The sequence below is a fragment of the Actinosynnema sp. ALI-1.44 genome, from assembly GCF_001984155.1.
GTDB lineage: Bacteria > Actinomycetota > Actinomycetes > Mycobacteriales > Pseudonocardiaceae > Kibdelosporangium.
The window spans coordinates 411,588-426,037 of record NZ_MTQO01000052.1 but is presented as its reverse complement, the minus strand read 5'-3'; the positions used below and the strand labels follow the sequence as shown (position 1 = coordinate 426,037).

The 14,450-nt window shown below is 69.5% G+C and carries 12 protein-coding genes and 1 pseudogene; 10 read left to right on the top strand and 3 right to left on the bottom strand.

The window, feature by feature from the left end; genetic code table 11:
• Window positions 1-33: 33 nt before the first annotated feature.
• Window positions 34-1,119, bottom strand: coding sequence for an AAA family ATPase (locus tag ALI144C_RS39895; RefSeq protein WP_076992402.1), 1,086 nt, complete (start codon window positions 1,117-1,119; stop codon window positions 34-36).
• The gene (pnuC, locus tag ALI144C_RS39890; RefSeq protein ID WP_076992401.1) at window positions 1,116-1,757 is read right to left on the bottom strand and encodes a nicotinamide riboside transporter PnuC; all 642 of its coding nucleotides are present in this window, start codon (window positions 1,755-1,757) and stop codon (window positions 1,116-1,118) included. Before pnuC ends, ALI144C_RS39895 begins: the two co-directional genes overlap by 4 nt.
• 203 nt (window positions 1,758-1,960) lie before the next feature.
• Between pnuC and ALI144C_RS39885 the strand changes: the two genes are divergently transcribed.
• From ALI144C_RS39885 to ALI144C_RS39870, 4 genes and pseudogenes are all read left to right on the top strand, one after another.
• Window positions 1,961-2,407 carry a MarR family winged helix-turn-helix transcriptional regulator gene (locus tag ALI144C_RS39885; RefSeq protein WP_076992400.1) on the top strand — a complete coding sequence of 149 codons (447 nt, stop codon included), beginning with the start codon at window positions 1,961-1,963 and terminating at the stop codon, window positions 2,405-2,407.
• Complete coding sequence (locus ALI144C_RS39880; RefSeq protein WP_076992399.1) at window positions 2,400-3,770, top strand: MFS transporter; 1,371 nt, start codon at window positions 2,400-2,402, stop codon at window positions 3,768-3,770. The genes ALI144C_RS39885 and ALI144C_RS39880 overlap by 8 nt, the downstream gene beginning before the upstream one ends.
• A 37-nt stretch (window positions 3,771-3,807) precedes the next feature.
• Entirely contained in the window at window positions 3,808-5,277 is a 1,470-nt protein-coding gene (locus ALI144C_RS39875) for an Rv2578c family radical SAM protein (protein ID WP_168211474.1), read from the top strand.
• A gap of 19 nt (window positions 5,278-5,296) precedes the next feature.
• Window positions 5,297-6,382: pseudogene (locus ALI144C_RS39870) on the top strand (aminotransferase class V-fold PLP-dependent enzyme); the annotation flags it as partial.
• 10 nt (window positions 6,383-6,392) lie between these two features.
• On the opposite strand, the gene ALI144C_RS39865 reads toward ALI144C_RS39870, so the two are convergent.
• A complete protein-coding gene (locus ALI144C_RS39865; RefSeq protein WP_143231142.1) occupies window positions 6,393-7,346 on the bottom strand; it encodes a helix-turn-helix transcriptional regulator in 954 nt (317 codons plus the stop codon).
• A 199-nt stretch (window positions 7,347-7,545) separates the two neighbouring features.
• Between ALI144C_RS39865 and aspS the strand changes: the two genes are divergently transcribed.
• The 6 genes from aspS to ALI144C_RS39835 all read left to right on the top strand — a co-directional run bounded on the left by aspS (window position 7,546) and on the right by ALI144C_RS39835 (window position 14,376).
• Window positions 7,546-9,336: an aspartate--tRNA ligase gene (gene aspS / locus ALI144C_RS39860; protein ID WP_076992396.1), complete on the top strand. Its 1,791-nt coding sequence runs from the start codon at window positions 7,546-7,548 to the stop codon at window positions 9,334-9,336.
• A gap of 3 nt (window positions 9,337-9,339) precedes the next feature.
• Window positions 9,340-10,281, top strand: a complete 942-nt coding sequence (locus ALI144C_RS39855) for a DUF389 domain-containing protein (RefSeq protein WP_076992395.1) — start codon at window positions 9,340-9,342, stop codon at window positions 10,279-10,281.
• Between the two features lie 91 nt (window positions 10,282-10,372).
• Window positions 10,373-11,569, top strand: a complete 1,197-nt coding sequence (locus tag ALI144C_RS39850; protein WP_076992394.1) for a hypothetical protein — start codon at window positions 10,373-10,375, stop codon at window positions 11,567-11,569.
• A 71-nt stretch (window positions 11,570-11,640) separates the two neighbouring features.
• On the top strand, window positions 11,641-12,441 hold the full coding sequence (locus tag ALI144C_RS39845) for an SGNH/GDSL hydrolase family protein (RefSeq protein ID WP_076992393.1): 801 nt from the start codon (window positions 11,641-11,643) through the stop codon (window positions 12,439-12,441).
• Window positions 12,442-12,580: 139 nt separating this feature from the next.
• Window positions 12,581-13,909 carry a replication-associated recombination protein A gene (locus ALI144C_RS39840; RefSeq protein WP_237774574.1) on the top strand — a complete coding sequence of 443 codons (1,329 nt, stop codon included), beginning with the start codon at window positions 12,581-12,583 and terminating at the stop codon, window positions 13,907-13,909.
• Window positions 13,906-14,376, top strand: coding sequence for a GNAT family N-acetyltransferase (locus ALI144C_RS39835; RefSeq protein ID WP_076992391.1), 471 nt, complete (start codon window positions 13,906-13,908; stop codon window positions 14,374-14,376). The genes ALI144C_RS39840 and ALI144C_RS39835 overlap by 4 nt, the downstream gene beginning before the upstream one ends.
• Window positions 14,377-14,450: the final 74 nt, after the last annotated feature.

Below are 14,450 nucleotides of genomic sequence, written 5' to 3'. Positions count from 1 at the left end.
CCATCCTGCACTCCGGTTGATCAGCCCAGTGGATCAGCCCAGGGGATCGGTGTAGCGGAAGTGCCGTGTGAACATGTCCTCGCACGCCGCGACCGCCTGCGCGAGGCGCTCGGTTCGACTGCCGGTGACACGCACCCAGGGAACCCCGCGCTCACCCAGCCGCTGAACGAACAAACCGGTCATCCATTCGCGCAGGTGCTCGCCGTCGCGCCAACCGTCCTGTTCGAACGGCACGCCCTCGTGGTCGGTGAGCAGGTACAACGCGGGGCGTCGCGTGCCGACGGCGTCCGAGACCTGGGAGTAGGCACATCCGAGGTAGCGTTCGCACCACACGGTCGCGGCCCACGGATCGTTGTCGCACACCAGAACCGGGCCGAGCGACGCGGCCTCGTCCTCGACGCGTGCCTGCCGGGCGGCGACGTCGACGAAGTCGCCGACAGTCCACACCAGACTGTCCAGGTCCGCGGCAGGGTCGAACGCCTGGGCGGCGGCCAGTTTCTCCTCGGTGTGCACGCGGCCGTACTCCGGGACCCACGCGGCTCGGTAGTGCTCGGCCAATGCACGGGAAAGCGTTGTCGTACCGGTGGATTCCGCGCCGACGACGACGACCCGGGCGGCGAGACCGGCGCGGGTGGCAGGCGCGAGATCGTGCCAGCGCCCTTGCGGGTCGGCACGGACCGCTGTGCCGGAAACCGGGTGGGCCGATCGTTCGGGGTCGACCGGAACGTGGTCGGCGCCAAGGCGTTTGGCCAGTTCGGGGCCGTACTCCTCGGACGTGAACACCGCGTCGACCGCCGCTGTGGCCGGATCGCCGTCCAGGATCGCCCGGCGCGACAACACCGACCGGGCGATGGCGACGTGTGCCTGCCAGATCTCGTCGTCATCGAAGTCCGTGGGGTGTTCGTCGATGTCACCGAGCACGACGACGCCGGAGTCGCCGCGGTGCTCCTCGGCGAGCCAGGAGACCCGGTCGGCCACCGGGATCGACTCGACGCTGGACGCGAGAACGGCGACCGTGGTCCGTTCGCTCGCCGCCGCGGCGGCCCGGACGAGCAGGTGGTGGCCGCGGTGCGGCGGGTAGAACTTGCCGAGGACAAGCGCGTGCCGGAACCGTTTCATGCTGTCACCAGCTCCCGTCCCCGCACGTCGGCTCGCCAGTTGCGCAACCCGAGCACGCACAACGCCAGGAATCCGATGTAGAGGATCGCGGTCAGCCACAGCTGCTTGTAGGCGTACAGCGGGATGTAGATGATGTCGGCGGTGATCCACAGCCACCACGACTCCAGTTTCTTGCGCGCCTGGCCCCATGTGGCCAGCAGCGAAAGCACGGTCGTCACGGCGTCGGGCAACGGCACGGTCGAGTCCGTCAGGCTGTCCAGGATCCACGTCAGCGCGGCCGTCGCGACGACGCCGATGCCCACAAGCGACCACCACTGGCTCCTGGTCGTTTTGCTGACCGGCAGGTGCGTGTGTGCCTGGCCACCACGCAACCACGACCACCAGCCGAACACGGCGAGTGCCATGTAGACGACCTGGAGCCACCCGTCCGCGTACAGACCGCTGGTCATGAACAGGGCGAGGAACGCGATGTTGTTGAGGATGCCGATCGGCCAGTTCCACACGTTCTGCCTGGCCACCAGCCACACGCACAACGCGCCGGTGACGAACCCGGCCACCTCGCCCCAGCTCGTGCTGGTGGCGCCGAGCGTGATCGCCGGCGTGTGGAACGGCACCAGGAGCGTGTCCAGTAACGACATGCCGTGATCATGTCAGTCGTCCGGCCCGGAGTCCGGGGACCGGGAGTATTGCGGCCGGCGACGCCTGGGGGGTTGTGCGCCGCCGGCACAACGGGACTGTGCCGCATCCCTGCACAAAACCTGCACAAAGGCGGGGTTCGACGTGCGCCAAGTCATACAGGTTCACCTGTACAGCTAAAACTGTAGATACTACCGTCGGTGCCATGCGTGCGAACGAGGATGTGTCGTCCACGGCGATCCAGGCGTCGAACGAGGTCCGCGCGGTCATCAGCCGCCTGCGGCGCCGAATCCTGAACGCCGCCAAACCGGAGGACATCACGCTGGGGCAGGCGTCGGTCCTGGCTCATCTGGCCAGCCGAGGGCGGGCCACGGCGAGTGAACTGGCCTCCGCCGACGGAGTCAGGCACCAGTCGATGACCGCCATGATCTCGTCTCTGGCCGAGGCGGGCCTGGTGAGTCGAAGTCCTGATCCGGACGACCGGCGACGCGTGCTCGTCACGCTGACCGCTGCCGGGCGGCGCCGGGTGGAGGAAGGGCGGCAGGCCCGGTCGGAGTGGCTCGCCCGCCAGTTGCAGGACAAGTGCACCGAAGAGGAGCGGCAGGCCGTGATCGCCGCCATGGGCGTGTTGGCACGGCTGACCCATGACTGAACCGGACAAGCCGGGGTTCGACCGGCGACTGCTGCCGCCGATGCTGCTGGGCTCGGTCCTGAACCCGATCAACTCGACGATCATCTCGGTCGCTCTCGTGCCCATCGGTGCCGCGCTGGGTGCGCCGCCCGCGGAGACCGCGTGGCTGGTTTCCGCGCTCTACCTGGCGACCGCGCTCGGGCAGCCGATTGTCGGCAGGCTCATCGACATCTACGGACCGCGCAGGCCGTTCCTGCTCAGCACCGGCCTCGTCGGTCTCGCCGGAGTCGTCGGCACCCTGGCGCCGAACCTGGGAGTGCTGATCGTCGCCCGTGTGCTGCTCGGCTTCGGCACGTGTGCGGGCTATCCCGCCGCGATGGCGCTGCTGCGCAGCGAAGCCACCCGGACCGGGCGGGACAGTCCCGGCGGCGTGCTGACCGCGCTGGCGGTCGCCAACCAGACCATCGCTGTCGTCGGCCCGCTGCTGGGCGGTGTGCTGATCGCCGCAGGCGGGTGGCGTACCACCTTCGCGCTGAACGTGCCGCTGGCTGTCGTTGCCGTGGTGCTCGGGCTGTGGCGCATGCCCAAGTCGGATGACTCACCGCAGCGAGGTGGACTCGCTGCTCGGCTTGACCTTCCCGGGATGGGGCTGTTCGCCGCGATGCTCGTGTCGCTGTTGCTGTTCCTGATGAACCTGCACCTGCGTGACTGGTACCTGCTGGTGATCGCTGTCGTGTTGGGAACTGGTTTCGTGGTACGGGAACTGCGGGCGACGACACCGTTCATCGACCTGCGGGTGCTCGGCGGCAACCTTCCGCTGGTGGCCACCTACGCACGTGCGCTCGTGGCCTATGTCGTGGCGTACGCGTTCCTCTACGGCTTCAGCCAATGGTCCGAGGAAGGCTATGGACTGACGCCCTTCCACGCCGGGCTGGTGCAGGTCCCCATGTTCCTGCTGGCGATCGGCGTCTCGGTGTTCGCCGGGCGGCGCGCGGGCGTGCGCGGCAAGCTGCTGGTGGGCGCGATCGGGCAGATCGCCGCGTGCCTGCTGATGCTGACGCTGACCGACGCGAGTCCGCTGTGGACACTGCTGCTCCTCGCCCTGATCTTCGGTGTGCCACAGGGGTTGAACAACCTGGCGCTGCAGAACTCCGTTTATTTCCAGGCTGATCCGGCGCGCACCGCGTCGTCGGCGGGGTTGCTGCGCACCTTCGCCTACATCGGTTCGATGGTCGCGTCCTCCGCGACCGCCGCGTCCTTCGGGCAACACGCCGACACCGGCGGCCTGCACCACCTGACCTGGATCATGCTCGGTTCCGGCGTGGTCTACCTACTGGTGACCGTCTTCGACCGCACGCTCGGCCGTGTCGCGGCATCCGGGTGACGCCGGTTTGACAGCAACTCGAACATATGTTCGGATCATGGCCATGCGCTGGGACGCTCAACGGGCCGATCGCGGGCAACTGGCCCTGCCTGGACTGGTGCGTACGGTCCAGACCCCGGAGTTCGCCGACATCACCTTCCATGAGGTGTACGCGAAATCCGTGCTGAACCGGCTGCCGGGCGGCCGTTCGGCGTTGCCGTTCCAGTGGACGATCAACCCGTACCGCGGCTGCTCGCACGCCTGCGCGTACTGCCTTGCGGGCGAGACCGAGATCCTGATGCTCGACGGCACGACCAGGCCGCTGGCGGACTTGAAAGTCGGCGACGAGATCTACGGCACGGGCAGGCTGGGCAACCAGCGCCAGCGCGTGCCGACGAAGGTCCTCGCGCATTGGACGACCGTCAAACCGGCGTTCCGCGTCCGGCTGCAGGACGGCACCGCGCTGGTGGCCAGCGGTGATCACCGGCTGCTGACCGACCAGGGCTGGCAGCAGGTGACCGAAGGCATCACCGGGCAGCCGTTCCTGACCGACGGGACCACGCTCGTCACGGACGTCGATGGCGTGATCCGGCCGCGGCTCGCGGTCGTGGCCATCGAGCCGCTCGGCGACCCCGTGGTGATGTACGACATCACTACCGGGACGGGCGATTTCATCGCCAACGGCGTCGTGAGCCACAACTGCTTCGCCCGCAACACGCACACGTACCTGGAGTTCGACGCGGGACGCGACTTCGACACCCAGGTGGTGGTGAAGGTCAACGCGCCCGAGGTCGTCGCCAAGCAGTTGCGGTCGCCGAAATGGCAGCGCGAACACGTCGCGATGGGCACGAACACCGACCCGTACCAGCGTGCCGAGGGCCGCTACAAGCTGATGCCGCGGATCATCGAGGCCCTCGCGGACTCGGGGACGCCGTTCTCGATCCTGACCAAGGGCACGGTCATGGTGCGGGACATCCCGTTGCTGGCGAAGGTGAGCAAGCAGGTGCCGGTGGGTGTGTCGGTGTCACTGGCCCTGGTCGACCGGGACCTGCAGCAACGGCTGGAGCCGGGCACGCCGAGCCCCCAGGCGAGGCTGGACATGATCAAGCGGGTCACGGACGCGGGGCTGCCGTGCGGAGTGCTCGTCGCGCCGGTGCTGCCGAAGCTGACCGATTCCCGTGACCAGCTCGAAGCGGTGCTGGCGGAGATCGCCGCCGCGGGTGCGACCGGCGCCACGATGATCCCGTTGCACCTGCGTCCCGGAACGAAGGAGTGGTTCGCCGCGTGGCTCGCCCGCGAGCGCCCGGACCTGCTTGACGACTACCGGGACATCTACGCACGCGGCAGCTACGCCAGCCGTTCCTACCGCGACCGGCTCGCGGAACGAGCGCGGCCGCTCGTGCGCAAGTACGGGCTCGAAGGCAGCAGCTTCCCGCGTAGCAGCAAGCCCACGGTCGAGGCGCCGCCGGTGGCGTCGGAGCAACTGGAGCTGATGCTTCAACAGAACGTGGATAGCCTCAGCGAATAGTTGTAGCTTGCTCACGGTGATGGCGTTGTTTCGTGAGTCGACCGGCTACCTCGACTTCGCCCGGTTCGGCCCGCCGTCCAACGCGGTGCTCGCCGAGCGCTCACGGCTGACCGAGTACGCGGCGGTCGCCGGGCCGACCACGGTCGACGACCTGATGCGGCAGGACCTGCGTGCCCGTGCGGCGGTCGCGCGGTTGTGCCGCACGGACACCGACCACGTCGTGCTGCTGCCGAACACCAGCACCGGCCTGTTCCAGGCGGCGTTCGGTGTGCGAGGCGAAGTTGTCGTCTCGGCGGCGGAGTTCCCGTCGAACACCTACCCCTGGGCTCGCGCCGCGGACGCACGGCCGCGCTGGGTGTCGCACGTGTGCGAGATCCCCGAGGCGGTCACCGGTGAGACCGCCGCGATCTCGCTCAGCGCGGTCGACTTCCGCACCGGCTACCGCGCGGACCTGGCCGCGATGCGCGAGGTCGCGGGCGACCGGGTGCTGATCGTGGACGGCATCCAGGGTTTCGGTGTCGTGGACGAGCCGTGGGAAGTCGCGGACGTGCTCGTGGTCGGCGGCCAGAAGTGGCTGCGCGCGGGCTGGTCGACCGGGTTCATGGTGCTGTCGGACCGCGCGCTCGAACGGCTGGACCCGGTGCTGTCCGGCTGGACCGGCGCGGAGGATCCCGGCCTGTTCGACGACAGCGTCCACCAGCCCGCGCCGCTCGCGGCCGCGTGGTCGCTGACCAACCTCAGCCCGATCGCCGCCGGAGCGCTCAACGTCGCGCTCGAACTGGTCGAACAGGCCGGGATCGCGCGCATCGAAGCCGAGATCTCGGCCAAGGTCGACGAGCTCGGCGAGGTCGTGCGGCGCGCGGGCGGGCAGATCGTCTCGTCCTTCGACCCGGCGAGGCGAGCGGGCATCCTCGCGTTCACCGTCCCCGGCAACCCGGCGGAAACGGTCGGCGCGGCGCTCAACGCCGAGGGCATCAGCGCGACCACCCGCCCGGAGCACGTCCGGCTGTCGCCCCACGTCTCCACCACGGCCGACACGATCGACCAGCTGGCCATCGCGTTGAAACGCGTCACGTCGAACAATCGCGCGGCCACCCCGCCCGCACGGGACGAAATCAGGGGATCCAACCCCACTCGACGGTGAACGTGCCCGGCCCGAAGCCGAGCACGACGGCGTGCGTCCGCCCGGCGCTGTCGACCACGAGATCACGCCGGGTCGCGGCGTCGGGGTCGTCGGCAGGCGTGTTGACCTGGTGGCAGTACGCGGGCAGGTTCGACGGGTCGAACCGCATCTCGACCACGTAGTCGCGGACCGGCAACCGGAACTTGCGGCAGAACGAGTCGTCCCCACGCGGGTACGGCGGCCCGGCCATGGCCACCTCGTACTCCATGATCACGGTCTCACCCCGCGCCAGCGCCCGGTCGAACAGCAGCTCGCTGACGATCAGACCGGCGGCCTGGTCCTTGGCGACGCGGCCGAGGCGGCACGACTGCAGCGGGACGATCCGGGGCAGCGGGTTGCCGGGCCGTGCCACGTCGTACACCGAGATCCACCGGTCGGCGCCGTCGTGCTCGGCGCGCAGCACCTGGCGGACGCGGATGCTGTGCTCGCCGCGGTCGGCGGCGATCTCTACCCGGTCGTGCTGGCTGATCCGCGTCAACGACGTGTCCGACGCCAGATCCATCCTCGACAGCAGCGGCGCCAACTGCTCGCGGTTGTCCCACAGCGCGTCGATCGGGATGGCCGTGGGCGTGCGCTGCGCGCGGCCACGCGGCCGCGGCGGGCCGAGCAACGCCGTCAACGAGCCGGACTCGACCCCCAGGACTTCCTCGAGGTGCTTGAGCGCGCTCATCGACTCCGGCCGTTCCGGCCTGCGCCTGCCCGACTGCCAGTAGCTCAACGCCGTCACGCTGATCGTCAGGCCGCGGGCTCTGAGCCGGTACTGGATCCGGTCGAGACTCAGTCCGCTCGCGCGAATCGCCGCACGTAAGGCGATCGGGAATGCGTCACCTGCCAGCGCGTCGACCTCGTCGATCGCACCGGAGTCCCCAACCGGCCAGCCTCCCATAGTCAGGCTCCCCTGGGTCATGAACCGTTACACGACACTACGTCGCGGTAACCCGCTGTGGTACCGACAAGAGTTGGTGATCCAGGCACCACGCGGTAGCCGACGGTGAAGGCCACCGGCGCGTTGGCTAGCCTTTTCACCTGGGCCTGATCCGTGGGCCCTCAGGTGTTGAGCTGATCGTGAATGGAGTGCACTACCCGTGATCCGCACCCATGAGGCTGGGACGCTCCGGTCCGAGCACGCCGGGCAGACCGTCACACTCAGCGGCTGGGTGGCGCGCAGGCGCGATCACGGCGGTGTCATCTTCATCGACCTGCGTGACCGTTCCGGCGTGTCCCAGGTCGTGTTCCGCGAGGGCGAGATGGCCGAGCGCGCGCACAAGCTGCGCAGCGAGTTCTGCGTCCGGGTCGTCGGCGAGGTGTCCGTGCGGCCGCAGGGCAACGAGAACCCGGACATCCCGACCGGGCAGATCGAGGTCCTCGTGACCGAGTTGGACGTGCTCAGCGAGGCCGCGCCGCTGCCGTTCCCGCTGGACGAGCACCTGACCGTCGGCGAAGAGGCCCGCCTCAAGCACCGCTACCTCGACCTGCGCCGGGCCGGCCCGGCCGCGGCGATGCGGCTGCGCAGCGAGGCGAACCGGATCGCCCGCGACGTGCTGCACGCCGACGGCTTCCTGGAGATCGAGACCCCCACCCTGACCCGTTCCACGCCGGAAGGCGCGCGTGACTTCGTCGTGCCCGCCCGTCTCGCGCCGGGCTCGTGGTACGCGCTGCCGCAGTCGCCGCAGCTGTTCAAGCAGTTGCTGATGGTCGCCGGGATGGAGCGGTACTACCAGATCGCGCGCTGCTACCGCGACGAGGACTTCCGCGCCGACCGCCAGCCGGAGTTCACCCAGCTGGACATCGAGATGAGCTTCGTCGACCAGGACGACGTGATCGCGCTGTCGGAGAAGGTCGTCTCGGCGCTGTGGCGTGAGCTCGGCGACCACGAGATCACGCTGCCGATCCCGCGGATCAGCTACGCCGAGGCGATGTCCCGCTACGGCTCGGACAAGCCGGACCTGCGGCTGGGCGTCGAGCTGACCGACCTGACCGAGTACTTCAAGGACACGCCGTTCCGCGTGTTCCAGGCCGCGTACGTCGGCGCGGTCGTGATGCCCGGCGGCGCGAGCCAGCCGCGGCGCCAGCTCGACGCGTGGCAGGAGTGGGCCAAGACCCGTGGCGCCAAGGGCCTGGGTTACGTGCTGGTCGGCGAGGACGGCACGCTGGGCGGCCCGGTCGCCAAGAACATCTCCGACGCCGAGCGCGAGGGCCTGGCCAAGGCCGTCGGCGCCAACCCCGGCGACTGCATCTTCTTCGGCGCGGGCGACCTGGGGTCGTCGCGGGCGCTGCTGGGCGCCGCACGGCTGGAGATCGGCCGCAAGTGCGGCCTGATCGACGAGTCCGCCTGGTCGTTCGTGTGGGTCGTCGACTTCCCGATGTTCCAGGCCGTCGAGGGCTCGGACGACGTCGCCGTCGGGTCGGGCAAGTGGACCGCGCTGCACCACGCGTTCACCTCGCCAACGCCGGAGTGGATCGACCGCTTCGAAGAGGACCCGGGCAACGCCAACGCCTACGCGTACGACCTCGTGTGCAACGGCAACGAGCTGGGCGGTGGCTCGATCCGTATCCACAACCGGGAAGTGCAGCAGCGCGCGTTCAACGTGATGGGCATCGGCCCGGAGGAGGCGCAGGAGAAGTTCGGCTTCCTGCTGGACGCGTTCTCCTACGGCCCGCCGCCGCACGGCGGCGTCGCGTTCGGCTGGGACCGGATCTGCATGCTGTTGTCGGGGGCCGACTCGATCCGCGACGTGATCGCGTTCCCGAAGTCCGGCGGCGGCTACGACCCGCTGACCGGCGCGCCCGCCCCGATCACCGCCGCGCAGCGCAAGGAAGCGGGCGTCGACTTCAAGCCCAAGCCCCCGGCCCAGAACACGCCCGCCGAGGCGTGACCCGTGCTGCACTTGCGGGTGGTGTGCCCGCCTGAGCACACCACCCGGGTGATCGGTCTGCTCGAGGACGAGCCGGGCGCGACGCACCTGATCGTCCTGCGTGGCGTGGCGGTCGCGCCTGCGGGCGATGTCGTCGAGGCCGACGTGGCCAGGGAAGCGGCCGACGCCGTGATCGAGCGGCTGTGCGCGCTCGACCTCGACCACGTCGGTGCCATCACGCTCGAGCAGATCGACACCGCGCTGTCCGACGCGGCCGACAAGGCCGAGGAGGCGGCGCCCGGTGAGGGCGCGGACGCGGTCGTCTGGGAGGAACTGCTCGGCCGTACCGGCGAGGAGTCCCGGCTCAACGTCACGTTCCTCGGGTTCATGATCATCGCCTGCCTGTTGGCGGCGGTCGGCGTCGTGACCGATTCAGCCGTCACGGTCGTCGGCGCCATGGTCGTCGGGCCGGAGTTCGGGCCGCTGGCGGCGATCGCCGTCGGCCTCGTGCGCCGCAGGTGGGACCTGGTCAACCGGGCGGCGGTCGCGCTCGCGATCGGGTTCCCGCTGGCGATGGTGGTCACGGCGGGCGGGACGCTGCTCGGCGAATGGGCCGGGCTGCTGGACGTGACCGCCGTCCGCGGCGGACACGCCGTCGACTTCGTCTACGACGTGGGCGTGTTCTCGCTGATCGTGGCATTGTTGGCCGGAGCGGCAGGCATGCTGTCGATGACGTCGGCCAAGTCCGCCGCGCTCGTGGGGGTGTTCATCTCGGTGACGACCATCCCCGCCGCGGGTTACGCGGCGGTCGCCGCGGTACTCGGGGAATGGCAACGGTGTCTGTGGTCGTTCGGTCAGTTGGTGGTCAACCTGGTCGGGATCGTGGTCGCCGCCGCATTGGTCCTGCTTGTCCGGAAACGGACGTGGACGAGGGCGGACAACGGCCGCCCCCTGTCCACTGGGTGAGATCGTGACCTGTTCGGGCTGACTGCGCGTCTCTATCGTTGGTTGTGACTACTGTCGGGGCCGCGATGACGCGGGAGTAGGGTCAGAGGAGATGAGTGTGGACATCGCCGCCGACCCGCCCGATCTCGACCAGCCGCCGGACCAGGCCATCACCGAGGCGGTGAACGCGGCGGAAGCGGTGCTCAGGCGCAGGTACGGAGCCAAGATCCAGCTCGCGGAGCCGGAGGATCTCGGCGGCAGCACCCATTCCACCGTGGTGCGCGTCCGTGTCGCCGTGACACCGTTCTCGCTGCCGCGCACGCTCGTGGTCAAGCGCTACAACCAGCCGACGCCGTCGGAGGCGTTCGTCCGCGAAGCCGTCAGCTACCAGCTGTTCACCGCGCTGACGGCGGACGAACGCATGTGCCCCGAGCTTTATGCACACGACGGCAACGCGGGCGTGATCGTTATCGAAGATCTGGGACGCGCTCCCACCCTGGCCGACAAGCTCCTCGGCGACGACGCACGCGCCGCGGAACGTGCTCTGTTGTCGTGGGCCCGTTCCCTGGGGCGGCTGCACGCGACGACCGCGGGCCGCGAGGCCGACTTCGACGCGTTGATGCGCCGCCTGTCCTCGGCGAAGGTGAAGGGCGACCCGTTGGCGGTCAACGGGCCCGCGGCCATCGAGCGCCTGCCGCAGCTGATCGAGGACGTCCTCGGCGTGCCGACCCCCGCGCACGTCTTCGAACGCGCCGAGCGGACCCGCTGGCTGCTGGCCACCAGCAGGCACCGCGGCTTCAGCCCGTCGGACCTGTGCCCCGACAACAACCTGATCACCAGCAGGGGAGTCAGGTTCCTGGACTTCGAGGGCGGCTGCGTCCGAAACATCATGCTCGACGCGGCGTACCTGCGTGTGCCGTTCCCGTCGTGCTGGTGCGCGTTCGCGTTGCCAGCCGGGATGACCGAGGCGATGTTCGCGGCGTGGCGCGCCGAGGTCAAGGTGATGTGGCCGGACCTGGCCGACGACTCGGTCGTGCTGCCGCGGATGCTGGACGCGCAGCTGTTCTGGGTCTGGGCGTCGACCTTCTGGTTCCTGCCGAGGCCGGGCGAGCCGGACGCGCCGATCGACAGCCACCTGCCGTCGCCGCGCCGCAGCGTCTCGCTGGCCGCCCGCTGGCGGCACCTGGCCGACGAGGCCGCACGAGCAGGCGCGCACAACATCGTGGAGCACTCCAAGGCCGTGGTCGACGCGTTGACCAAGAAGTTCGGGCCCGATCTGGACCTGCCGATGTACCCGGCGTTCCGATAGTTCAGGCAGGCGTCTTCGCACGGTTAACCCGAAGTCACCGCTGGTGAGCGAACGGCATAGATCGTTGTGCCGTGACCGTGCTGGAGTACGCACCTCAGGGGCTGCGGCAGGTACGCAGCCTCGTCGTGCTGGGAGATTCGACTGCGGTGGGGCTGGGCGATCCGTTGCCCGGCGGAGGTTGGCGTGGCGTCGGCCCGTTTCTCGCCGACGCGCTCAGCGGCACCGAACAGGTGCGGTTCGCCAACGTCTCGATCAACGGTGCCCGGATGGGCGACGTGCGCGCGATCCAGTTGCCCCAGGCGCTGGCCATGGCGCCTGAGGTCGCCGTGATCATCGTCGGGATGAACGACACGTTGCGCTCGGACTTCGACCCCGGGCGCATTCGGGACGACCTCGGGTACGTCGTCGGTGAGCTGCGGGCGGCGGGCGCGATCGTGCTGACCGTCCGGTTCCACGACCACGCGAAGGTCTTCCGGCTGCCCGGACCGCTGCGGCGCGCGCTGCGCAGCCGGATCACCGCGCTCAACTCGGTGATCGACTCGGTGTCGGAGGCGCACGACGCCGGGTGCCTCGACCTGGACCTGCTGCCCGGCGCCTACGAGATGAGCGCGTGGAGCGTGGACCGGCTGCACCCGTCGGAGCTCGGCCACCGGATGCTCGCCCAGGGTTTCGCCGCCCTGCTCGCCGACCGCGACTGCGCGATCCCGCACCCGGTGAGCCTCACGTGTTCCGGCGGGCGGCAGGTCGGCGCGGCCGGGCACCTCGTCTGGCTGGTCGTCAAGGGCATCCCGTGGCTGTGGCGGCGTGGCCGTGACCTCGTGCCATACGCGTTGTCGATCATGGTGAAGGGAGTTGTCGGACCCGCTCGCTAATGTGCGGGTCATGAGCTTCGCCGAGCGCAGTTTCAAGCCGTTACCCACCGGTCCGGTGGGCCAGGCCTGATTGGGTAGCGTGTTTCCCGTGGACGAGGGCCTGTTCGACGTTTCGCAACCAACCGAACCCGAGTACTCGGTGCCTTCGGGAGCACCGGCGCACCCAGGATCGGCTGCCAGCGTCGCCGCGAACGCCCCACTGGCTGTGCGGATGCGCCCGCAGTCGCTCGACGAGGTCGTCGGCCAGGACCACCTCCTGGGCGCCGGGTCGCCGTTGCGTCGCCTGGTGGAGGGCGCGGCACCGGCGTCGGTGCTGCTCTACGGCCCGCCGGGGACCGGCAAGACCACCCTGGCCACCCTCGTCTCGCAGTCGATCGGCCGCCGGTTCGTCGCGTTGTCGGCGTTGACGGCCGGTGTCAAAGAGGTCCGCGCGGTGATCGAGGAGGCCAAGCGCAGGCTGACCAGGTCCGGCGAGTCGACCGTGCTGTTCATCGACGAGGTGCACCGCTTCTCCCGTACCCAGCAGGACGCGTTGCTCGGCGCGGTCGAGGACCGGATCGTGCTGCTGGTGGCGGCCACGACGGAGAACCCGTTCTTCTCCATCGTGTCGCCGTTGCTGTCGCGGTCGCTCGTGCTCCAGTTGCACCCGTTGACCGACAAGGACGTCCGCGTGCTGATCCGGCGGACGGTCGCCGACCCGCGTGGCCTGGACGCACAACTCGGCTTGGCCGAGGACGCCGAGGACCATCTCGTGCGGCTGGCCGGTGGGGACGCGCGGCGCGCGCTGACGGCGCTGGAGGCAGCGGCGGACTCGGCGGCGTCCACCGGCCTGCCGGAGATCGATCTGGCGACCGTCGAGGCAACGGTCGACAAGGCGGCCGTCCGGTACGACAGGCAAGGTGACCAGCACTACGACGTGACGAGCGCGTTCATCAAGTCCATCCGCGGCTCCGACGTCGACGCGGCGTTGCACTACCTGGCGCGCATGATCGAGGCGGGGGAGGACCCGAGGTTCATCGCGCGGCGCCTGGTCGTGCACGCCAGCGAGGACATCGGCATGGCGGACCCGACCGCGCTGCAGATCGCCGTCGCCGCCCAGCAGGCGGTGCAGTTCATCGGGATGCCCGAGGGGCGGCTGGCATTGGCCCAGGCGACCATCCACCTCGCGACCGCGCCGAAGTCCAACGCGGTGATCACGGCCATCGACTCCGCGCTGTCCGACGTCCGCTCCGGTGGCGCCGGAACCGTCCCGCCGCACCTGCGTGACGGTCACTACGCCGGTGCCGCGCGCCTGGGCAACGCCAAGGGGTACCGCTACCCCCACAACGTCCCGGAAGGCGTTCTGGCGCAACAGTATCCACCGGACAAGCTGGTCGGCCGCGACTACTACGAACCAACCACGCGCGGCGCGGAACGCGCCCTGGCCGACCGGGTGCCGAAGCTCAGGAAGGCGATCCGGGGCGAGTGAAGGTCGATCTCGTTCTCACCGGTGAGAACGACAAACCCGTACTGGCGAACCTGCTCCAGTTGTACCTGCACGACTTCGCCGAGATTCGGTTCGCGGCGCTGACGCCCCACGGCACGTACACGTACAACTACCTGGACCCGTACTTCACGGAGTCGGCGACGCGCGAGGCGTACCTCATCATGGCCGACGGTGAGCTCGTCGGCTTTGCGATGGCACGGTGCGATGTCGACAACGACGGGTCATGGAACGTCGCCGAGTTCTTCGTCGTACGAGCCCGGCGGCGCAACGGCATCGCGCGCGAGGCCGCCACGCTCCTGTTCGCACGGCACCCGGGAACCTGGACGCTGAACTACGACCACGTCAACAAACCCGCGGTTGCGTTCTGGCGGTCGATGGCGGCCGACCTGGTCGCGGAGACCGAACTGCCCGACGCGCGCACCCGGCTGAGGTTCCGCGCCGGAAGGTAAAGGACTCTTCGGAACCCCTTGACCGCCACCATCCATAGTGGATGGCTGCTGTTCATGTCGGCGTGACCGGGCGG